Raw genomic sequence first — 20,732 nt, forward strand, 5'->3', positions numbered from 1 at the left:
GCTCAGGCCCGCTTGTCCCGGATCGCCCGGTCCAGCGCTCGATCGAGGACGACCAGCAGGGCGTCCCGCACCGAGAGCCGGTCCCGGGCGTCGAACTGCACCAGAGGTACGTGCTCACCGATGGCCAGGGCCCACCGGATCGCGTTGAGGTCGTGCGCCAGCCGCCCGTCGAAGGCGTTCACCCCGACCACGAAGGGCAGGCCGGCCCGTTCGAAGAAGTCGATCGCCGGATAGCAGTCGTCCAACCGGGCGCTGTCCACCACCACCAGCGCGCCGAGCGCACCCCGGGCCAGGTCGTCCCACATGAAGCCGAAGCGGGCCTGGCCGGGCGTACCGAACAGGTAGAGCTTCAGGCTGCGGTCGATGGTGACGCAACCGAAGTCCATCGCCACCGTGGTCGTCGTCTTGTCCGAGCGCTGGCCGGGGTCGTCGACCCCGATACCGGCGATCGTCATCTCCGCCTCGGTGGTCAACGGCACGATCTCCGAGATGGCGCCCACGGTGGTCGTCTTACCCACTCCGAAGCCGCCGGCCACCAGGATCTTGACCGGGATCGGCGGGGTCCGGCGGTGTGCACCCGTGCCGCCGGTCGCCGCCGGAGGCAGGTACGGCGGTGGCGGGGTCACCGGGGCGGGGGGCGGCGGCGGAGTGGCCCGTCCCACCGGTGGTGGGACCGGCGCGGAGCCACCGTAGCGGGCCGCGGCGCTGTTGGCGGAGAGCGCGCCCTGCGGGGCGACCGGCCAGTCAGGAGATTGCACGAAGTCCATCAATCACTCGCAGGATGACGTCGGGGTCGAGGGCGTCGTCGGCATCGTTGACGTGTACGTCCAGATGGCCGGCGGCCCGCAGGTCGCCCACCAGGACCCGGGTCACACCGAAGTGCAACCGGGTCTTGGCGGAGATCTCGGCGACCGAGATCGGGTCGCCGCAGAGTGCCACGATCGCCTGGAGTTCCGGGGTCAGCCGAGCGGTCACACTGGTCCACGGCTCGGGGCCGGGCCGGGCGGTCACCTGGGTCTCCAGGCCGATCGACGGGTCCGCGCCGGCCACCCGCCCGGCCGTGAGCACGAACGGGCGGAGTCCGGTCGGACCGGCCGTCTCGGGTTCCGATCCGACCGCCGCCGGTGCGTCCACCGGGCCGGCGTCGCCGCCGACCGGGGAGGGCTCACGCAGGTAGGGCCGGATCCGGAGCACCGGCTCCGGTTCCGCACCGGCGGCGTCGGGATTCATTGCTGAACGGAGTTCTTGAGTTCGGCGATCAGGCGCGGAGTGAGTGCGCTTCCGGCCCGACCGGCGAACAGGGTCATCTCGTACGCGACGGTGCCGAGGTTGGCCGACCGGTCGGCGACCACACCGAGTACCGAGCCGCTGCTGATCGCGCTGATCAGCAGATAGCCCTCGGCCATGTCGACCACGACCCGGTTGAGCCCGCCCAGCGCGTACCAGCTCGCGGCACCGCCGGCCAGGCTGGTCATGCCGGAAACCACCGCGGCGAGCCGTTCCGCGTTGGACCGGTCCTTGATCGCGGACATGGCCATCAGCAACCCGTCGGACGAGACGGCGATCGCCTCCAGCACCCCTGCCGTGCTCGAGGTGAAGGTGTCCAGGAGCCAGTTGAACGTGCGGGCCTCGGGGCTGAGGTCGCCGGCCGGGTGACTCTGGTGGTCGAGGTTCTCGTGTACGTGCGGGCTGGTCAAAGTGGCGTTCCTTCTTCGTCGCTGCGGTCGGGACGGACATCGCGCAGAGCCCGGGCGACGCCGGTCTCGAACGCGTTGAGGAGATCGCGGACCTCGGCCGGGTCACCGGGGTTCTGGGCCACCGTCTGACGGGGAGCCGTGGCGATCAGGTTCGCGCCCGGCACGCGCCGGGTCAGTTCGGCGGGGGTACCGGACGGTGCGGGCGCGACCGGCTGTGGGAGCGCCGCCGCGCGGCTCAGCTCGGCCCGGCGTACGCCCGACTCGAACTGCTCGACGAGGGCGCGGGCGGCGACCGGGTCGGCACCGGTGGCGTCCACCGGCCCCACCCGGGGCGCGCTCCGGGACAGGCTGGCGCCGGGGACGCGCTGCCGGACACCGGGCAGCCGGCCGGTCGGTGCGGGCGACGGTGCCTCCGCCCGCGCCGGCTCGGCCCCGGCCGGTACGGCGGGGTCGCCCTCGGTTGGACGGTCCGGCGCGACGGTGTGGTCCGGGGCGGAAGCGTGGCCCGGTGCGACGGTGTGGTCCGGTGCGACGGTGTCCGGAGCGGTGGCGAAGGCGTCCCAGGACTCACCCAGCTCCATGCTCTCGGTGGCCCGGCTGAGCAGTTTCTGGTCGAAGCCGGGCAGTGCGGTGGCCTCGACCGGGGGCCGGGTCGGACCGCCGACCCCGACCGGCACCGGTTCGGCCTGCGCCGGGCCGTCCGGCATCGGCGGGGTGCCCGGGTCGGGTTGGTGCCGGGTCGGCAGCGCGACGGCGGTGCCGACCCGGACGGTCGTGGTCACGCCGCCGGTGCCGAAGACCAGTGACACCCGGGGGATGAGCAGGGTGGCGGTGACGCCGCCGCCGGGCGTCGCGGACAGGCCGACGCCCCAGCCGTGTCGCCGGGCCAGTCGGCCCACCACGAAGAGTCCGAGCACCTCGGTCGGGGCGAGGTCGAGCCGTTCCCGGCGGGTGAGTCGGACGTTCTCGTCGGCCAGCCGCGCCTCGGTCATGCCGATCCCGTGGTCGACCACGGTCAGCCGGGCACCGTCCTCGGTCACCTCGCCGCCGACCACCACGCGGGTGTGCGGCGGGGAGAAGACCGTGGCGTTCTCCATCAACTCGGCCAGCGCCAGCACCAGGTCACCGATGATCGCCGGAGCCGCCGAGACCTCGGCCGGGACCGCGACGTCGACCCGGGTGTAGTCCTCGATCTCACCGAGGGCGAGGCGGACCGCGTCGGCCAGCGGGACCGGCGCGACGTGGGTGACGTCGCCGGTGGCACCGGAGAGCACCACCAGGTTGCCGGCGTTGCGCCGCAACCGGCTGGAGATGTGGTCGAGCCGGTACAGGCTCTCCAGCCGACCCGGGTCCGCCTCCTGCTGCTCCAGCCGGTCGATCAGCGCGATCTGCCGGCCGACCAGGTTCTGCGTACGTCGGCCGACGTGCCCGAACATCTGGGCCACGTTGCGCCGGCTGGCCACCTGCCGTTCCACCAGCCGGGCGGCGGTGCTCTGCACCCGCTCGAAGGCGCGGGCCAGGTCACCGATCTCGTCCCGGGCGCGGACGTCGACCCGGTCGAGCCGGATCGGCTGGGCGTTGTCGGTCTCGTCGTCGGCCACCCGCACCAGCTCGGACTCGGCGACCCGGGCGACCCGGTCGGCGGAGCGGGTGAGGCGGGTCAGCGGTCGGGCCACGGTCCGGCCGATGGCCAGGGCGAGCAGCACCACCACGACCAGGATCAGCAGCACCAGGGCGGTCACCCAGTACGCCTCGGCGAGCGCTGCCTGCCGGTCCGCCCGCACCTCGGCGGTCACGTCGGCGACCAGCTTCTTCTCCACGAACTGGCCGAGGGTGATCAGTGAGGAGATGGTCGGGTAGAGGACCTCGACGGGCGTCTGGGACACCGCACCGACCGGGTCCAGCGAACTCTGGTCCAGGAAGCCCGGCCCGGTCCGGGCGTCCAGGGCGGCCTGCTCGATGTCCATCAGTGCCAGTTGCTCGGGTGTGATCAGGCCGAGCAACTGGTTCGTCTCCGACTGGAGGGTGGCCATGTTGGCCACGAAGACCGTGGCGAGTTGCGGGCTGGGCTTCGCCGCGACCAGCACCAGCAGGGCGGCTCCGCTGCCGAGCCCCTCGCTCTTGCGCAGGATCCCGTCCAGCGCCAACACCTGTCGTCCGGCCGAGGTGCGGGTGTCCACGTCGTACGGCAGCCGCAGCGAGTCGATCAGGTTGAGGTTCACCGGCCCGTACGCGCCGATGACCTGGTCCGGGCCGGCCTGTCCGGCGAGCGTGGCGGTGCGTACCGGGGCGAGTTGCCGGACGCCGTCGAGCGCGGTCGACACCTCGCCGGGCAGTTCGTCGCCCAGCTCGGTGCGCAGGTCGACGATCAGGTCGTCCACCTCCGCGATCTCCTGGACCAGGTCGGTGCGCTCGACCTGTCGCAGCAGCAGTCCGATGGCGAGCATCCGCTCCCGCTGGAGGTGTTGGAGCAGGGTGCCGACCCGGCTGGCGACTCGGACGGTGCTCTCGATGTCACCGGCCCGCTGGGCCACCCCGGCGCGTTCCCACACCACCGGCAGCGTCAGCCCGAGCATGCAGAGCAGGGGGATGAGCACCAACAGGGCCAGCTTGCCCCGGATCCGGAGCCTATCGAGCAGCATCGAAGGGCCTCCACCGATCCGGGTCGTGGCCGTGCCCGACCGGCTGGAGCGCGCGGTCGCCCGGCGTACCCATGGGCTCCCACCGGGTGTCGGCAGGGTGCTCCAGGTCGCCGGCTTCGTCGTCGGTGGTGTGCGGTCGACCGGTGGTGTCACTCGGGCGAGACAGCCACCCGGCCACCGCCAGGGCGATCAGGAGCAGGCCGGCGACGCCGCCCGCGACCATGGTCAGCACGTCGTCCCGGTCGAGCTGGTCGATCCGCTCCACCAGCAGTCGGTCGATCTCGTCGAGCAGGATCGGCTGGAGCTGTCCGGCGGCCCGCTGGGCGTCGTCCCGTGCGCTGGTCAGCCGGACCAGGTTGATCGTGCCGGTCCGGTTGTCCGGCTGGGAGTGCAGCGCCATCGCCTCGGCGGCCCGCTGGTAGGCGTCGAACGGCGTGAGCACGCTCGCGCCGAGGTCGGCGCTCGCCGAGCTGTCCACCACCGCGCGCAGGTTGTTGACCAGGTCGTTGGCGGGTTGCAGGGCGGCCAGCCGCAGCGTGGCCAGCTCGCTGAGGGTGCGTACCTGGTCGCTGGCGGGCCGCTGCCCGGCCAGGACGGTCGCGTCGACGAGCCGCCCGGCGGCCACCGTCGCCTCCGGCATCTCCTCGCCGACACCGTCCTGGAGGAAGTACGAGGCGGCGCCGGAGTCGCGGATCAGGCCGGAGGTCTCGCGTACCTTGCCGTGCAGGGCCAGCAGCAGGTCGGTGACCTCCCGGTAGGCGCTGAAGGCCGCCTCGGGGTCGAGCGACCGCTCGGGCAGCGCCTCCAGCTTGGCCCGGATCCCGGCCCACCGTTCGTTGGTGCTCAGCTCGGCACCGATGCGGGCGTCCACGGCGGCGACCTGCTCGACGGCCTTCTGGAGGTTCTCGCGGGGCGGTCGGCGGTCGGCCACGGCGGCGCTCTGCGCGTCCACCAGGGCCTCGGTCACCGGTCCGAGGGCACGCAGGTACTCCACGCCCAACCGCTCCTGCTGGAGGGCCTCGCGGTCGGCGTCGATGTACTGGTGGGCGCGTATGACGAGGAACGCCACCGGCAACAGCAGCGCGGTGGCGAGTATCAGCGGCAGGATGCGGCCCGGTGTCCGGGGCCGGCGACGGACCCGCGAAGCGGGAACGGTCATGGTTTCTCCTCCGGGTGGCGCAGCGGTCGGGGGATGGCGTCAAGGAGCCGGTCCCGTGCGCCGGACCGGAAAACTAATCGAACCGGGACTGTCTGTATCGGTCTCTCCGGGTCAGGTTTGCGTCACTTCGAGCGATGTGACGGAGGATTAACTGATTGACTACGGTGGGTGGCTCTTTCCATGGAGATACGTCGTAGTAACGCGTAGTTTCCAGTGAAAGGCATTAATTTCCATGATGCGAAGTCATCCCAAAGGTTCGCCTACGGAGGATGTGCGGTCGACCTCTTGCGGATGACGATCGGCCGAGTAGGACGGACGTACGGCGGATCTCAGCTACCACTCAGGTTGCGGGCCGTACCGTGTGCCGAATGAGATCGCCGTTCTCGGCCGAGCGGATTCGCCGTGCCCTGCCCACCGGCCGCCGGGCCGTCGCCGCGTCGGTGGCTGTCGCACTGCTGGCGGCGGTCGTCGTCTGGGCGGTGTGGCCGGACCGGCCGAGCTTCCGGACCGAGGCCGCGATGCTCACCGTGCGATCCGGGCCGACCGGCGACGAGCCCGTCGACCTGGACACCACGCTGTACCTGCCGCGCGAGGCCGCCGCCGACCGGAAGGTGCCCGCGGTACTGCTCGCGCACGGGTTCGGCGGCACCAAGAACTCGGTCCGCACCGACGCCGAGGACCTCGCCGACCGGGGTTACGCGGTGTTGACCTGGACCGCCCGGGGCTTCGGTCGCAGCGGTGGCCAGATCCACCTGGACAGCCCCGACCACGAGGTCCGCGACGCGCAGCGACTGCTGGACTGGCTGGCCGACCGTCCGGAGATCCGGACCGACGCGGCGGGCGACCCCCGGGTCGGCGTGGTCGGCGGCTCCTACGGCGGCGCGCTGGCGCTGCTGCTCGCCGCCCAGGACCAGCGCGTGGACGCGATCGTCCCGATGATCACCTGGAACGACCTGTCCCGGTCCTTCCTGCCGGAGAGCGCCGGTGGGGAACCGACCGCCGGGGTGTTCAAGTCCGGCTGGGCCGGCATCTTCTTCGGTGGTGGCGGCGCCGTCGGCTCCGGACCGGCCGGTATCTCCGGCACCGGCGCCGAGTCGCCGGAGGGTGCGCCGGACGCCGGCCCGCCCAGCCCCGCGCCGGGTCAGGGGCCGGGCACCGCGCCGGGCGCCCCGGCCGCCGGTGCCCTGCCCGATCCCTCCTGCGGCCGGTTCGCCGCCGACGTCTGCGCCGCGTACCTGCGCATCGCCGCCACCGGTCAGGCCGACCAGGCCGCCGTCGACCTGCTGCGCCGGTCCAGCCCGGCCGGTGTGCTGGACCGGATCGAGGCGCCCACCCTGCTGGTCCAGGGCGCGGCGGACACCCTCTTCCCGCTGGGCGAGGCCGACGCCAACGCCCGGGGCATCGCCGCCAACGGCACCCCGGTGCGGGTCGCCTGGTTCACCGGCGGCCACGACGGCGGCGCCGGACCGCAGACCGACTCCGACCGGGTGAAGTTCCTGACCGCGCAGTGGCTCGACCACTACGTCGCGGGCACCGGGGACGCACCCGGCGACACCTTCACCTTCTCCCGGATCGCCGGCTTCGACGCGATGGACCGGGGGCTGGTCGCCACCGGTTACCGCACCGACGACTACCCCGGTCTCGGCGGCGACTCCCGCCGCGAGGTGACCGTGGCCGGGCCGCCCCAGCCGGTGGCCAACCCACCGGGCGGCAACCCCGCCGCGATCTCCTCGGTGCCGTTCGCCGGCTCGTTGAGTTCACTGCTCAGCGGGGTGGCCGGCGACATACCGGGGCAGCATGCCCGGTTCGAGTCCGAGCCGCTGACCGAGGCGGTCGACATCGTCGGTGCGCCCACGGTGTCGCTGCGGGCCGCGTCGAGCAGCGGCGAGGCGGTCCTCTTCGCCAAGCTCTACGTGGTCGACCCGGAGGGGGCGGCCACCCTGCCGAGCGGGCTGATCGCGCCGATCCGGCTCAGCGGTCTGCCGGCCACCGTCGACGCCGCCGCGCCGGTCACCGTGACCCTGCCGGCGATCGTGCACCGGGTGGAGGCCGGGCACCGGCTCCGGCTGGTGGTGGCCACCTCGGACCAGGCGTACACCACCCCGATCGAGCCGGCCGTCTACACGGTCGCGGTCGGTGACACGCCGGTCGGCCTGCCGACCGTCGACAGCGACCCGATCCCCACCGAGGCGGCGCTCTGGCGCTGGGTGCTGGTCGGGCTGATCGCCGCGATCGTGATCGGGCTCGTCGTGCTCGTGGCCGTGCTGCGCCTGCGGCACCGCCGCCAGGACACCTCGATCCATCCCGAGTACGCGGACACCCCGCTGGCCGTGCGCCATCTGCGCAAGGAGTACGCCGACGGCTTCGTGGCCGTCTCCGAGGTGGACTTCGAGGTGCACCCCGGTCAGGTGGTCGGCCTACTCGGGCCCAACGGTGCCGGCAAGACCACCACCCTGCGGGTGCTGATGGGGCTGACCCAGCCGACGGCCGGGGAGATCTACGTCTTCGGGCATCGGCTGGTGCCGGGATCGCCGGTGCTCTCCCGGATCGGCGCGCTCGTCGAGGGGCCCGGCTTCCTGCCGCACCTGTCCGGTTTGGAGAACCTCAGGGCGTACTGGCGGGCGACCGGGCGGCCGGAGGCCGACGCGCACTTCGAACAGGCGCTGGAGATCGCCGGGCTGGGCTCGTCGGTGCACCGGCGGGTCCGCAAGTACAGCCACGGCATGCGGCAACGGTTGGCCATCGCCCAGGCCATGCTCGGCCTGCCCGAGCTGCTGGTGCTCGACGAGCCGACCGACGGGCTGGACCCGCCGCAGATCGCCGAGATGCGTCGGGTGCTCCAGCGGTACGCCACCGACGGCCGCGCGGTGCTGGTCTCCAGCCACCTGCTCGCCGAGGTGGAACAGACCTGCACGCACGCCGTGGTGGTCAACAAGGGCCGGATCGTGGCCTCCGGGCCGGTGGAGGACATCGTCGGCGACTCGCCGAGCGTGCTGTTCGAGGTGAGCGACCCGCGCGCGGCCCGGGACGTGCTCAACGACCTCGGCGGCGTACGGGTGCTGGACGACGCCGACGGGCACCTGGTGGTGGACACCAACGGCACCGCCCGCAGCGAGGTGGTCGCCGAACTGGTGCGGGCCGGTATCGGGGTGGACCGGGTGGTGCCCCGGCGCCGCCTGGAGGACGCGTTCCTCGCCCTGGTGGGCGAGAACTCTCGGGGAAGCGGGGACCGGTGATGGCGGGATCGACCGTGCCGACGCGGGAGGAGTCCGAGGTGGCTCCGTCGGGCGCCGCCGCCGGCTACCGGCCGTCGAGGACGCTGCCGTTCGGTGCCGAGTTCCGCCGACAGGCGGCGCGGCGGCGCACCCAGTTGGCGCTCGGCTTCATGGTGCTGCTGCCGTTGATCATCCTGATCGCGTTCCAGTTCGACTCGGGTGACGACGACAACGGCCGGGGCGAGTTCGGCAGCCTCGTCTCGTTCGCCACCTCCGGCGGGCTGAACTTCACCCTGTTCACCATCTTCGTCTCCGCCTCGTTCCTGCTGGTCGTGGTGGTGGCGCTGTTCTGCGGCGACACGGTGGCCAGCGAGGCGAGCTGGGGCAGCCTGCGTTACCTGTTGGCGGTGCCGGTGCCCCGGGCCCGGCTGCTGACGGTGAAGCTGCTGGTGGCGCTCGCGTACTCGGCGTTCGCGCTGGTGCTGCTCGCCGGCACGGCCCTGCTGATCGGCACCCTGCGGTACGGCTGGTCACCGCTGCGTAGCACGGTCGCCGCGCAGCTCGAACCCGGCGAGGGGCTGCTCCGCCTGCTGGCGGTGCTCGGCTACCTGGCGGTCGTGCTGCTGGTCGTCGCCGGTCTGGCGTTCCTGCTCTCGGTGGTCACCGACGCCGCGCTGGGCGCGGTGGGCGGTGCGGTGCTGCTGTGGATCCTCTCCAGCATCCTCGACCAGATCACCGCGCTCGGCGCGATCCGGTCGTTCCTGCCGACCCACTACAGCACCGCCTGGCTGGGGCTGCTCTCCACGCCCGTGCAGACCGACGACATCGTCCGAGGGGCCATCTCGGCGATCTGCTACGCCACCCTGTTCTGGGGGCTCGCCTTCTGGCGCTTCACCCGCAAGGACATCACGAGCTGAGTGCGGCGTCGACGCCGTCGTCCGCCGAATCGGTGGGCGTCGGTGTCGGGCCCGTCCGCTTCTTCCAGGCGCTGACTCCGATCCGGTCGGTGTTGCCGAGGTCGATCGGCCCCTCCATGTCGAGTACCTGCCCCGGCTGCCCCTTGCCCGCCGCGATCTCCACCCGCGTGGCCTCGGTGGCGGCCACGGTCGGGTCGTCGACCAGGTTGCGCCAGATCACGGCAGCTCTGGCCGCGTCGCCCGGTGCCACCACCAGCCGCCGGGGCGGGTCGTCGAAGCCCGAGGCGATCCCGGCCGCCCCGGGGACCACCCGGACGCTGAGCGGTCGCCCCTCGCCGTCGTAGAGCCGTAACGCCGGATAGCCGTGCAGCGGGTACGGCCGGTCGCCGCAGTTGACCAGTTCGACGCCCATCGCCCGGAGCCCCATGGCCGCGCTGACACCGAGGTAGCGGATCCGTACGCCGGACTCGGGGCAGACCTCCGGCCCGGCCGAGGTCGGTGCCGGGGCGGTGGCCGCGCCGAGCGGCTCCGGCGGCGGGTCGCCCGGGGCGTTGTGCGACGCGTCGGTCGGCGCGCAGCCGGCGAGCATCGTGACGGCGGTCAGCAGCGCGGCGTGCCGCGTACGCCGGTCACCCGGGCCGTGTCTCGGGGTCGTCTCCGGAATCGATCCCCCGTGGATGTCTCGCATCGGGCCATCGTCGCATCACGGTGCTCGATCGCTCGCCCGGCTGTCGGCGTGGCGAGGCGGGTGGTTCGGGACGGCGTCGCGGTCGGCCGGGGGCCGCTCGGTGTACCGGCTGGTGGGACGACGGTGGCCGCTTCCGGACCCGGGTGGGCGCGCGGCTCCGGCTCGGATGACCGCGACTTGTTGCCGTCACATGTCCAGGGTGTACAGGGAGTCGTTACGGAGGGTGATCAAAACGATCTTCGCCGAGGGGGGTTCCTTCGGAAGTTCCAGTCGCTACCATCGATGTGGGAGCGTTCCCAAAGGAAGAGATTGCATCGACAAATATTTATCAATCCCGCATTCTGGTTGCCCTCGTCCATCCACAATGGAGGTTCCGGAATGCGTACTGACCGGTTCGGCGGGCCGGCCCTGTCCCTGTTCCGCATGGTCATCGGCCTGCTGTTTCTCTGCCACGGGTTGTCGTCTCTGTTCGGCGTCTTCGGCGGTGCCCGGGGGAGCGGTGAACCCGTCCCGCTCGGCACGTGGCCGGGCTGGTGGGCCGCGCTGATCCAGGCCGTCTGCGGCGCCCTGGTGCTCGTCGGTCTGCTCACCCGGCCGGCGGCCCTGGTGGCGTCGGGCTCGATGGCCTACGCCTACTTCGTCGTCCACCAGCCCGAGGCGCTGCTGCCGCTGCGCAACAACGGCGAGTTGTCCGTGCTGTTCTGCTGGTCGTTCCTGCTGATCGCGATACTCGGTCCGGGTAGCTGGGCGCTGGACAACCTGCTGCGCCAGCGCAGCGGGGCCGCACTGGACGTGAAGGCGGCCGAACGCAGGTCCGTACCGGCCTGATCCGGCTGGTGCGGCGGCCAGGCCGACGCTCGTGCGCGACCCTGGACCGGGTCTCCTCCGGCACCGCCGGAGCCGTCCGGTCCAGGGTCGTCGCCGTCCCTCAGGCGGTGGCGGCGGTGAGGAATCGCTCACAGGCTGAGATCGAACGCTGACGAGCGCGGCGCGATTGCCTAGACTCGGCGGCACAACTGAATACCTCATCCAGAGGGGCTGAGGGATACGGCCCGACGACGCCCCGGCAACCACCCCACGCGCTCATCGCTGAGCGTCCCGTGGGGCAGGTGCCAATTCCGTCCCCGCCGCAGGGTGCGATGTGGGGGAAGATGAGAGGACTCGGACATGACGTCGACGCTCGCCCCTACCGGGATCGACACCACCGCCAGCCCCGCCCGCGCCCTGGTCTGCCGCGCCTGTTCGGCCCGCTACCCGTTGGCCGCGCAGCACGCCTGTTACGAGTGTTTCGGCCCGCTGGAGGTCGACTACGACCCGGCGGCCCTCGCCACCGTGACCCGCGAGCAGATCGAGGCGGGCCCGCAGAACATCTGGCGCTACGCGGCGCTGCTCCCCGCCGGGCAGGACCCGGCCACCCGGGTCAGCCTGGACCCCGGTTTCACGCCGCTGGTCGCCGCCGACCAGCTCGCCGCCGAGCTGGGCATCACCGGCCCGCTCTGGGTCAAGGACGACAGCGCCAACCCCACCCACTCGTTCAAGGACCGGGTCGTCTCGGTCGCGCTGACCGCCGCCCGGGCGCTCGGCTTCGCCCGGTTCGCCTGCGCCTCCACCGGCAACCTGGCCAACTCCGTCGCCGCCCACGCGGCCCGGGCCGGCACCCCGTCGGTGGTCTTCATCCCCAGTGACCTGGAGCAGGGCAAGGTCGTGACGACCGCCGTGTACGGCGGTGAGCTGGTCGCCATCGACGGCTCGTACGACGACGTGAACCGGCTCTGCGGCGAACTGGTGGAGACCGACGAGTTCGAGGACACCGCCTTCGTCAACGTCAACGTCCGGCCGTACTACGCCGAGGGGTCCAAGACGCTCGGCTACGAGGTCGCCGAGCAGCTCGGCTGGCGGATTCCGGCCCAGGTCGTGATCCCGATGGCCTCCGGCGAACTGCTCACCAAGGTCGACAAGGCGTTCAGCGAGCTGGTCGAGATCGGCCTGGTCGAGGCACCGGCCGGCGGGTGGAAGGTCTTCGGTGCCCAGTCGGCCGGCTGCAACCCGATCGCCACCGCCCTGCACGGCGGCGGGGACACGATCACCCCGGTCAAGCCGACCGGGATCGCCAAGTCGCTCAACATCGGCGACCCGGCCGCCGGCCTGTACGCCCTGGAGGCGGTACGCCGTACCGGCGGCTGGATGGACTACGCCGACGACGACGAGATCCGTGCCGCCGTGCGGCTGCTGGCGCGTACCACCGGGGTCTTCGCCGAAACGGCCGGCGGGGTGACCGTCGCGGTGCTGCGCAAGCTGGTCGAGTCCGGAAAGTTGGACCCGACCGCGGAGACGGTGGTCTACAACACCGGCGAGGGGCTCAAGACGCTCGACGCGGTCGCGGGCGAGGTCGGACCGACCCACCGGATCAAGCCGTCGCTGCGGGCCGCCCGCGACGCCGGCCTGCTCGGCTGAGGCACACCGCGAACTCGTCGGCTGGTCGGCATGTTGCACGCCGACCGATCCGCCGGGTAACGGGCTTTTCGCGGTGAGTGCCGAAAACACGCCGTCGAGTACTTGACGGCAGGAACCGGGCGGCGCAAGATGCTTCGTGCGGGAGGGCGTTTCGCCGTAGACTTTCAGTCTTTACGACCCAGCGCCGGAGGCGTTGTGCGATCGTCCCTCCCGACCAAGCTTCCCGACGGGGCCGGCGAATAATCGCTGGCCCCGTCGCTCGTCGTCCCGCAGGCTGCGGAGATGGCCATCACCATCACCCCCTTCGGTGCCGACGACGAGTCGGCCATCGAGCAGGCGTTCCAGGTCGGTGCCGACTACAGCGCCGCGGAACTGCCGGACTACCCACCGTTCAGTCGGCAGCGGTTCGCCGCGCTGTTCCACCAACCGATGCCGGGCACCGAGACACTCGCCCTGCTGGCCCACGTCGACGGCGTCGCCGCCGGATACCTGCTGCTCCACCTGCCGCAACTCGACAACACCGAGAACGCCTCGGCCGAGCTCGTCGTCCATCCGGAGCACCGCCGCCAGGGGGTCGGTCGGGCGCTGTTCGAGCGCGGCCTGCGCGTGCTGCGGGAGCGCGGACGTAAACGGGTCAGCGCGATGAGCCGGGCACACCTGCGCGGCGAGCCCCACCAGCCGGGTCCGGCCACCCGGTTCGCCGCCACCGTCGGCGCGGTCGACGCCCTGGCCGACGTACGGCGGCGACTGCACGTCGCCGAGCTGGACCAGACCGCCCTGGACGCGCTGCTCGCCGACGCCCGGTCCCGGGCCACCGACTACGAGGTGCTGTTCTGGCGCGGGAACACGCCGGACGACCTGATCGCCGACGTCGCGTATCTGGACGGGCGGCTGCTGGCCGACGCGCCGATGGGCGACCTGGAGTGGGAGCCCGAGCAGGTCGACGCGGAGCGGGTACGCGGCACCGAGCGGGCGCTCGAAGCGCGCGGCAAGCGGCGGTACCACGCGGGCGTACGGCACCGGGGGTCCGGCCGACTGGTCGCCTGGACCCTGCTCGACATGTCACCGACCGCCGACTGGCACGCCTTCCAGCAGATCACCATCGTCGACCCGGAGCACCGGGGGCGCCGCCTCGGCCTGCTCACGAAGATCGAGAACCTTCGTCACCTGCTCGACCACGAGCCCGCTGTCCAGGTGATCGACACCTTCAACGCGGACAGCAACGACCACATGATCGCGATCAACGAGCAGCTCGGGTTCCGGGTGATGGACCGGTGGAGCAACTGGCAGCTCGACGTCTGAGGTGTGACACGCCCCTACTGATCGCGGGGCTTCCTGTTGCATGATGGCGGGCATGACGGAGACCCCGCACCCCCTCTACGACAGGCACGCCGACACCCTCGACCGCGCGCTGACCGCGATCGCGGAGCGCGGGTACTGGTCCGCCTACCCGGAATCACCCAGCCCCCGGGTGTACGGCGAGACCGCAGCCGCAGACGGCAAGGCCGCGTTCGAGGCGTACCTGGGCGGGGACTTCCCGCTCGACCAGCCGGGCGACGGCGACCGGGTCGCCACCGAGACCAGTCCGTTCGGTGTGCCGCTGAACGTCCGGTACCCGCACGCCACCGCCGACCAACTCGTCGCCGCCGCGTCCACGGCGCTGCCCGCGTGGCGGGACGCCGGTCCACAGATCCGGGTCGGGGTCTGCCTGGAGATCCTCGCCCGGCTGCACAAGCACGTCTTCGAACTGGCCAACGCGGTGCAGTTCACCAGCGGTCAGGCGTTCGTGATGGCGTTCCAGGCCGGTGGCGCGCACGCGCTCGACCGGGCGCTGGAGGCCGTCGCCTACGCGTACGCGGAGATGACCCGGCACCCGGGGACCGCTGCCTGGGAGAAGGCCGCCGGCAAGGGCGACCCGTTGCGGATGACCAAGACGTTCCACGTGGTGCCGCGCGGCGTCGCCCTCGTCATCGGCTGCAACACGTTCCCGACCTGGAACTCCTACCCGGGCCTGTTCGCCTCGCTGGTGACCGGCAACCCGGTGGTGGTCAAGCCGCACCCGCGCGCCGTACTCCCGCTGGCCGTGACGGTCCGCTACGCCCGGGAGGTGCTCGCCGAGGCCGGCTTCGACCCGAACCTGGTCCTGCTCGCCCCTGAGGCGCCCGGCGAGAAGCTGGCCTCGACCCTGGCTCTGCACCCGGCCGTCAAGATCGTGGACTTCACCGGGTCCACCGAGTACGGCGACTGGCTGGAGGCCAACGCCCGCCAGGCGGCGGTCTACACCGAGAAGGCCGGACTCAACACGGTCGTGGTCGACTCCACCGACGACTTCGCCGGCATGTGCCGCAACCTCGGCTTCACCCTGACGCTCTACAGCGGTCAGATGTGCACCACCTCGCAGAACATCCTCATCCCCCGGGACGGCATCGACACCGACCAGGGGCACAAGAGCTTCGACGAGGTGGCCGCCGGGATCGCCGCCGCCGTCGGCAAGCTCACCGCCGACCCGGCCCGGGGGGTCGAGCTGACCGGCGCCATCGTCAACGACGGCGTCCTGGACCGCCTCGACGAGGTGACCAAGGTCGGTACGCCGGTGCTGGAGTCGCGTGCCGTCACGCACCCGTCGTTCCCGGACGCGGTGGTGCGTACGCCGACGGTCGTCAAGCTGGACGCGGGCGACACGGCGACCTACTCGCGGGAGTGGTTCGGGCCGATCTCCTTCGCCATCGCCACCGACTCCACCACGCACAGCCTGGACATCCTCCGGGCGACCGTGGGGGAGAAGGGTGCGCTGACCGCAGCCGTCTACTCCACCGACGAGGCGGTGTTGGACGCCGCCGAGAGCGCCGCGATCGAGGTCGGGGTGCACCTGTCCGGCAACCTCACCGGCGGCGTCTTCGTGAACCAGTCGGCGGCGTTCTCCGACTTCCACGGCAGCGGCGCGAACGCGGCGGCCAACTCGGCGCTGACCGACGGCGCGTACGTCGCCAACCGTTTCCGCATCGTGCAGAGCCGCCGCCACGCCTAGGGGTATGGGTTTCGATTGCTTGCGGTGTGGGCTGCCCCGGAACCCCGGCGGTACTCCCGCCTGCCGCTTTCGCTCTGCTTCACTCCACGCAACACTTCCGGGAAAGCGTGCTGGTTCTGGGCAACTGCCAGGGCTCTGCCAGTGCGCTTTCTGTCAGAAGGAACGAATCGCCCTGTTCGTTGCGTGGGTTGACGCAGAGCAAAGGCGGCGCAGGGGACCTGGCGCGCGCCGCACCCGCCGGGACAACCCGGCCGTTCCGCCTCCCCACGACCGTCAGGGGTCGCCCCAGCAGGGAGAGGGCGAGTGGGGCCAACCCGAGGACGACCCACGAGACCAGCCGGACCACGTCGGGTTTCCGGGCAGCCCACCCTGCGGAGGGATCAAGCCTGACCGCCCGGAGCAGGGTGGGCTGCCCGGAAACCCCCACCCCACTCCCAACTACGCGCGTCGGCGCATCTGGAGTTCGCGGAGGGCGGGGACGGTCGGGTGCGGGACTCGTACGCCCGTGTCGGCGAAGCCGATCCGTTGGTAGGCGCGGTACGCGCGGTCGTTGCCCACCACGACTTCGAGCATCAGCTCGCGCCGCCCGCAGTCCCGGGACCAGGCGCCCACCGCTTCGATCAGGTCCGCGAGCAGGCCCGTGCCGCGCCAGGTCGGGGTGACGTAGACCGCGTAGACCACGGTGACCGCGAGTTCCGTGGGGTGGGCGACACCGCCGGCGTGCCCGACCAGCCGGCCGCCGGGGTCGGCCACGAACTGGGCGGTGTGGGTGCCGGCCGAGACCTGGGCGATTCGGGCGGCGTACTCGGCGTGCGGGCGGGCTGCGGCCTCCGCGATGGTCTCCAGGAAGGCCAGCGGGGCGTCGGCGAGCATCTCCAGACGGAGGGCCCGCATCCGGGCTGCGTCCGTCGGCTCGACCCGGCGGACGTCCGCGCGCAGGGTGTCGGCCCCGTCCATGGTGCTGGTCATGTCGGCATGCTTACCACAATGACGTACGGCGATGCCGTCAGTCGGAATACGCCCGATTTGTGGTCGTGCGCGGTCGTCACGCCTCGTGTACCGTGCGATTTCGGTCACCGTTTTCGGGGTCGTCGCGGATCGCTGAAACCGGTGGTCTCCGGGTGCTCGGCGTGCCGGTGCCCGGAGTTGTGGTACGCCGCGCAGAGTGAGGACAACACCGTGGCACAGGGCACCGTGAAGTGGTTCAACGCCGAAAAGGGCTACGGCTTCATCGCCGTCGACGGCGGGCAGGACGTCTTCGTCCACTTCTCCGCGATCGAGATGGACGGTTACAAGGCGCTGGACGACGGCCAGCGGGTGGAGTTCGAGATCGGCCAGGGCCAGAAGGGCCCCCAGGCAGAGCGGGTCCGCGCCATCTGAGCACCGACCCCGTCCGCCTCGCCGACTGATCGTCTGGCGGGGTTATGGGATCGTGGCCGGTGCAGGGCTGCGGCGCCGGGGCCGACCAGGGAAGATCATGTGCCGATCCAGCCATCGCTGAGGAGCGTCCATGTCCGACCAGCCGCCCCCGGCGGGTCCGTCCTCGTCCTCCGACGAGCCGGGCCGGCCCTCGCCTGCGAACGAGCCGACCCCGTCGACGGACGGGTCCGACTCACGCGCGAACGAGCCTGAGTCGTCCGTGACCGGGCCCGACTCGTCCGTGACCGGGCCCGGCTCGTCCGTGACCGGGCCCGGCTCGTCCGTGACCGGGCCTGATCGGCACGCCGACGTGTCCGGCCAGCCGGGCGCACCGACGCCCCATCCGGGCCAGTCCTACCCCGGCCAGCCCTACCCCGATCAGCCGTACCCGGGCCAGCCCTATCCCGGTCAGCCCTATCCGGGCCAGCCGTATCCGGCCTCGGCCCATGGTGGGTATCCGCAGCCGGGGTACGGCCTCGACCCGGCCAGCCCGCTGGTGAATCCGCCCGGTGCCGGAGTGGGCGGCTGGTACGCGCGCAGCGTCGGCGCGCTCCGCCGGGGCTGGCCGGTGCTGCTGCCGATCGTGCTGGTCACCCAGGTGTTGCCGGCGGTGGTGGTGGCGGTGCTCGGGCTGGTGGTCGATCCCTCCGCGCGCTGGGAGGAGCAGCTCGCCCGCGACAGTGAGGCGCTGCCCGCCGGGTTCTGGGCCGACGCCGTCATCTGGGTGGGCAGCCTGTTCGGGGCCGGTCTGGTCGCCAGCCTGGCGCAGTGCGTGGGGTGGGCGGCCGGTACCTGGGTGATCGCCCGGCAGGCGGCCGGTGCGCCGGTCGACCTCGGCACCGCCCTGCGCTACGGGCTCCGGCGGGCGCTCGGGCTGTGGGGCTGGACACTGCTGGTCGGCATGATCGTGCTGTTCGGTCTCTGCCTCTGTTTCCTGCCCGGCATCTACGCGGTCTTCGCGCTGGCCATGGTCGGCCCGGTCTATCTCTTCGAGCGGGACAACCCGATCGGCCGTTCGCACCAGATGCTGCGGCAGCGGCTGGGTCTGCTGCTCGGCCGGTTGGCGCTGGTGATCGGCGCGGTGATCGCCGTGTCGCTGGTGGCGGCCGGGATCGAGCAGGTGGGGCTGTTGCTCATCGGCACCGGCCCGATGGACACCCGGACGGTGACGGTCGGCACGGTCCTGGTGACGGTGATGGCGGCGCTGCTGACCCTGCCGGCCCACCTCGCCCAGTTGGTCGGGCTGGTCGTCACGTACGCCGAGCAGCGGGCACACGAGGGGCCGGTGAACGACGCCCAACTGGCGCACGAACTCGGCTGATCGCGGCGGTCGTGCTTGCACTCGGCAGGGCAGAGTGCTAAACAAGTCATTGGCACTCGCATGGCGTGAGTGCCAGTTGGTCGGGACGGTGGGGCCACCGTCGCACTCGGGGGACCACCCCGGGCGGGGCAGTGGCCGGTCGTCGCGGGCTATCCGGCCCGGCCGAGGAGACGTCGCCGTCGCCAGGTGGCGACGTCCCAAGGTGCGTACACCAGACGGCCCGTCCGGGGCACACCCCGGCTGGTCCGTGAGTGTCCAGGAGGACAACGCCGTATGGCCAAGATGATCGCGTTCGACGAAGAGGCTCGCCGCGGCCTCGAGCGGGGCATGAACCAGCTCGCCGACGCCGTGAAGGTGACCCTCGGCCCCAAGGGCCGCAACGTCGTGCTCGAGAAGAAGTGGGGTGCCCCCACCATCACCAACGATGGTGTGAGCATCGCCAAGGAGATCGAGCTCGAGGACCCGTACGAGAAGATCGGCGCCGAGCTGGTCAAGGAGGTCGCCAAGAAGACCGACGACGTGGCCGGTGACGGCACCACGACGGCGACCGTCCTGGCCCAGGCTCTCGTTCGCGAGGGTCTGCGCAACGTGGCCGCCGGCGCCAACCCGATGGCCCTGAAGCGGGGCATCGAGTCGGCCGTGGCCAGCGTCTCGGAGGAGCTGCTGAAGCTCGCCAAGGACGTCGAGACCAAGGAGCAGATCGCCTCCACCGCCTCCATCTCCGCTGGTGACACCAGCGTCGGCGAGATCATCGCCGAGGCGATGGACAAGGTCGGCAAGGAAGGCGTCATCACCGTCGAGGAGAGCAACACCTTCGGGCTGGAGCTGGAGCTCACCGAGGGTATGCGCTTCGACAAGGGCTACATCTCGGCCTACTTCATGACCGACCCGGAGCGTATGGAGGCCGTCTTCGACGACCCGTACATCCTGATCGCCAACAGCAAGATCTCGTCGGTCAAGGACCTGCTCCCGATCCTGGAGAAGGTCATGCAGGGCGGCAAGCCGCTGCTGATCATCGCCGAGGACCTGGAGGGCGAGGCCCTGGCCACCCTGGTGGTCAACAAGGTCCGGGGCACCTTCAAGTCGGTCGCCGTCAAGGCGCCGGGCTTCGGTGACCGCCGCAAGGCCATGCTGACCGACATCGCCATCCTCACCGGTGGCCAGGTCATCAGCGAGGAGGTCGGCCTCAAGCTGGACGCCGCCGGTCTCGACATGCTGGGCCGCGCCCGCAAGGTCGTGGTGACCAAGGACGAGACCACGATCGTCGACGGTGCCGGTGACGCCGAGCAGATCCAGGGCCGGGTCAACCAGATCCGGGCCGAGATCGACAAGAGCGACTCCGACTACGACCGGGAGAAGCTGCAGGAGCGTCTGGCCAAGCTGGCCGGCGGTGTTGCGGTGATCAAGGTCGGCGCGGCCACCGAGGTCGAGCTCAAGGAGCGCAAGCACCGCATCGAGGACGCCGTCCGCAACGCGAAGGCCGCCGTCGAGGAGGGCATCGTCCCGGGTGGTGGCGTCGCGCTGGTGCAGGCCGGCAAGACCGCCTTCGACAAGCTGGACCTGGCCGGCGACGAGGCGACCGGCGCGCAGATCGTGAAGATCGCGCTGGACGCCCCGCTGCGGCAGATCGCCGTCAACGCCGGCCTGGAGGGTGGCGTCGTCGTCGAGCGCGTCCGCAACCTCGACGCCGGTCACGGCCTCAACGCCGCGTCCGGTGAGTACGTCGACCTGCTGGCCGCGGGCATCATCGACCCGGCCAAGGTGACCCGGTCGGCGCTGCAGAACGCCTCGTCGATCGCCGCGCTGTTCCTCACCACCGAGGCCGTCGTGGCGGACAAGCCGGAGAAGACCCCGGCCGCCCCGGCTGGTCCGGGTGGCGGGGACATGGACTTCTGAGTCCAGCTCCAACGCCGGAAGGGGCGGACCGCGTCAGCGGTCCGCCCCTTCCCTATGTCGGCAGTGGCCGTTCGTCGCGCTGGTGCCGCGCCCGCTCGTACGGCCCGTGGTGCGGTGCCGGTTCGTCGACCAGGATGAGCGGCTCCTCGGGGGGCTCGGCGGCCCCGAACATCTCCGCCAACTGCTCGGCGTCGCCGTAGTCCAGCCGGTCGATCGGCAGTTGGGCCGGGAGTTCGGGAACCGCGACCAGGGGCACCGCCAGGGTGTCCCGGGTCTGTTCGTCATCCGTGGTCATG

The 20,732-nt window shown here is 71.7% G+C and carries 17 protein-coding genes and 1 riboswitch; of the genes, 9 read left to right on the top strand and 8 right to left on the bottom strand.

What is annotated here, in order from left to right; all coding sequences use genetic code 11:
* Nucleotides 1-2: 2 nt before the first annotated feature.
* Genes ACIBMZ_RS01095 through ACIBMZ_RS01115 form a run of 5 tightly spaced genes read right to left on the bottom strand, consistent with a single transcriptional unit; the run spans nt 3 to nt 5,498 of the window.
* On the bottom strand, nt 3-767 hold the full coding sequence (locus tag ACIBMZ_RS01095; RefSeq protein ID WP_396689919.1) for a GTP-binding protein: 765 nt from the start codon (nt 765-767) through the stop codon (nt 3-5).
* On the bottom strand, nt 745-1,230 hold the full coding sequence (locus tag ACIBMZ_RS01100) for a DUF742 domain-containing protein (RefSeq protein ID WP_396689920.1): 486 nt from the start codon (nt 1,228-1,230) through the stop codon (nt 745-747). The genes ACIBMZ_RS01095 and ACIBMZ_RS01100 overlap by 23 nt, the downstream gene beginning before the upstream one ends.
* Nucleotides 1,227-1,697: a roadblock/LC7 domain-containing protein gene (locus tag ACIBMZ_RS01105; RefSeq protein ID WP_131055729.1), complete on the bottom strand. Its 471-nt coding sequence runs from the start codon at nt 1,695-1,697 to the stop codon at nt 1,227-1,229. Before ACIBMZ_RS01105 ends, ACIBMZ_RS01100 begins: the two co-directional genes overlap by 4 nt.
* Nucleotides 1,694-4,339 carry a nitrate- and nitrite sensing domain-containing protein gene (locus tag ACIBMZ_RS01110; protein ID WP_396689921.1) on the bottom strand — a complete coding sequence of 882 codons (2,646 nt, stop codon included), beginning with the start codon at nt 4,337-4,339 and terminating at the stop codon, nt 1,694-1,696. Before ACIBMZ_RS01110 ends, ACIBMZ_RS01105 begins: the two co-directional genes overlap by 4 nt.
* Entirely contained in the window at nt 4,326-5,498 is a 1,173-nt protein-coding gene (locus ACIBMZ_RS01115; RefSeq protein ID WP_396689922.1) for a hypothetical protein, read from the bottom strand. Before ACIBMZ_RS01115 ends, ACIBMZ_RS01110 begins: the two co-directional genes overlap by 14 nt.
* A gap of 368 nt (nt 5,499-5,866) precedes the next feature.
* Here ACIBMZ_RS01115 and ACIBMZ_RS01120 point away from each other — a divergent pair, with 368 nt between their 5' ends.
* Both ACIBMZ_RS01120 and ACIBMZ_RS01125 read left to right on the top strand, forming a co-directional pair.
* The gene (locus ACIBMZ_RS01120) at nt 5,867-8,734 is read left to right on the top strand and encodes an alpha/beta fold hydrolase (protein WP_396689923.1); all 2,868 of its coding nucleotides are present in this window, start codon (nt 5,867-5,869) and stop codon (nt 8,732-8,734) included.
* Nucleotides 8,734-9,630: an ABC transporter permease gene (locus ACIBMZ_RS01125; protein ID WP_396689925.1), complete on the top strand. Its 897-nt coding sequence runs from the start codon at nt 8,734-8,736 to the stop codon at nt 9,628-9,630. The genes ACIBMZ_RS01120 and ACIBMZ_RS01125 overlap by 1 nt, the downstream gene beginning before the upstream one ends.
* On the opposite strand, the gene ACIBMZ_RS01130 is transcribed toward ACIBMZ_RS01125, so the two are convergent.
* Nucleotides 9,620-10,318, bottom strand: coding sequence for a DUF4232 domain-containing protein (locus ACIBMZ_RS01130; protein WP_396689927.1), 699 nt, complete (start codon nt 10,316-10,318; stop codon nt 9,620-9,622). The two genes, ACIBMZ_RS01125 and ACIBMZ_RS01130, sit on opposite strands and share 11 nt — an antisense overlap.
* A 378-nt stretch (nt 10,319-10,696) precedes the next feature.
* Between ACIBMZ_RS01130 and ACIBMZ_RS01135 the strand changes: the two genes are divergently transcribed.
* From ACIBMZ_RS01135 to paaN, 4 genes are all read left to right on the top strand, one after another.
* Nucleotides 10,697-11,146 (top strand): DoxX family protein, encoded by a 450-nt coding sequence (locus tag ACIBMZ_RS01135; RefSeq protein WP_396689928.1) that lies wholly within the window; start codon nt 10,697-10,699, stop codon nt 11,144-11,146.
* 194 nt (nt 11,147-11,340) lie between these two features.
* A riboswitch (SAM riboswitch) is annotated at nt 11,341-11,476 on the top strand.
* 9 nt (nt 11,477-11,485) lie between these two features.
* Complete coding sequence (gene thrC / locus ACIBMZ_RS01140; RefSeq protein WP_396689930.1) at nt 11,486-12,772, top strand: threonine synthase; 1,287 nt, start codon at nt 11,486-11,488, stop codon at nt 12,770-12,772.
* A 282-nt stretch (nt 12,773-13,054) separates the two neighbouring features.
* Nucleotides 13,055-14,074, top strand: a complete 1,020-nt coding sequence (locus ACIBMZ_RS01145) for a GNAT family N-acetyltransferase (RefSeq protein ID WP_396689931.1) — start codon at nt 13,055-13,057, stop codon at nt 14,072-14,074.
* A 52-nt stretch (nt 14,075-14,126) separates the two neighbouring features.
* Nucleotides 14,127-15,800: a phenylacetic acid degradation protein PaaN gene (gene paaN / locus ACIBMZ_RS01150; RefSeq protein ID WP_396689933.1), complete on the top strand. Its 1,674-nt coding sequence runs from the start codon at nt 14,127-14,129 to the stop codon at nt 15,798-15,800.
* Between the two features lie 438 nt (nt 15,801-16,238).
* Here the strand turns inward: paaN and ACIBMZ_RS01155 are convergent, their stop codons facing one another.
* On the bottom strand, nt 16,239-16,769 hold the full coding sequence (locus ACIBMZ_RS01155) for a GNAT family N-acetyltransferase (RefSeq protein ID WP_396689935.1): 531 nt from the start codon (nt 16,767-16,769) through the stop codon (nt 16,239-16,241).
* Between the two features lie 210 nt (nt 16,770-16,979).
* Here ACIBMZ_RS01155 and ACIBMZ_RS01160 point away from each other — a divergent pair, with 210 nt between their 5' ends.
* The 3 genes from ACIBMZ_RS01160 (at nt 16,980) to groL (ending at nt 20,436) form a co-directional block, all read left to right on the top strand.
* Nucleotides 16,980-17,180, top strand: coding sequence for a cold-shock protein (locus ACIBMZ_RS01160; RefSeq protein WP_131053053.1), 201 nt, complete (start codon nt 16,980-16,982; stop codon nt 17,178-17,180).
* A 322-nt stretch (nt 17,181-17,502) separates the two neighbouring features.
* Entirely contained in the window at nt 17,503-18,540 is a 1,038-nt protein-coding gene (locus tag ACIBMZ_RS01165; protein ID WP_396689937.1) for a hypothetical protein, read from the top strand.
* Between the two features lie 273 nt (nt 18,541-18,813).
* Nucleotides 18,814-20,436, top strand: coding sequence for a chaperonin GroEL (gene groL, locus ACIBMZ_RS01170; RefSeq protein WP_396689938.1), 1,623 nt, complete (start codon nt 18,814-18,816; stop codon nt 20,434-20,436).
* Between the two features lie 52 nt (nt 20,437-20,488).
* On the opposite strand, the gene ACIBMZ_RS01175 is transcribed toward groL, so the two are convergent.
* Nucleotides 20,489-20,731, bottom strand: coding sequence for a hypothetical protein (locus ACIBMZ_RS01175; RefSeq protein WP_396689940.1), 243 nt, complete (start codon nt 20,729-20,731; stop codon nt 20,489-20,491).
* Nucleotide 20,732 lies beyond the last annotated feature (1 nt).

It is taken from the genome of Micromonospora sp. NPDC049900, from assembly GCF_044461025.1.
Taxonomy (GTDB): Bacteria; Actinomycetota; Actinomycetes; order Mycobacteriales; family Micromonosporaceae; genus Micromonospora.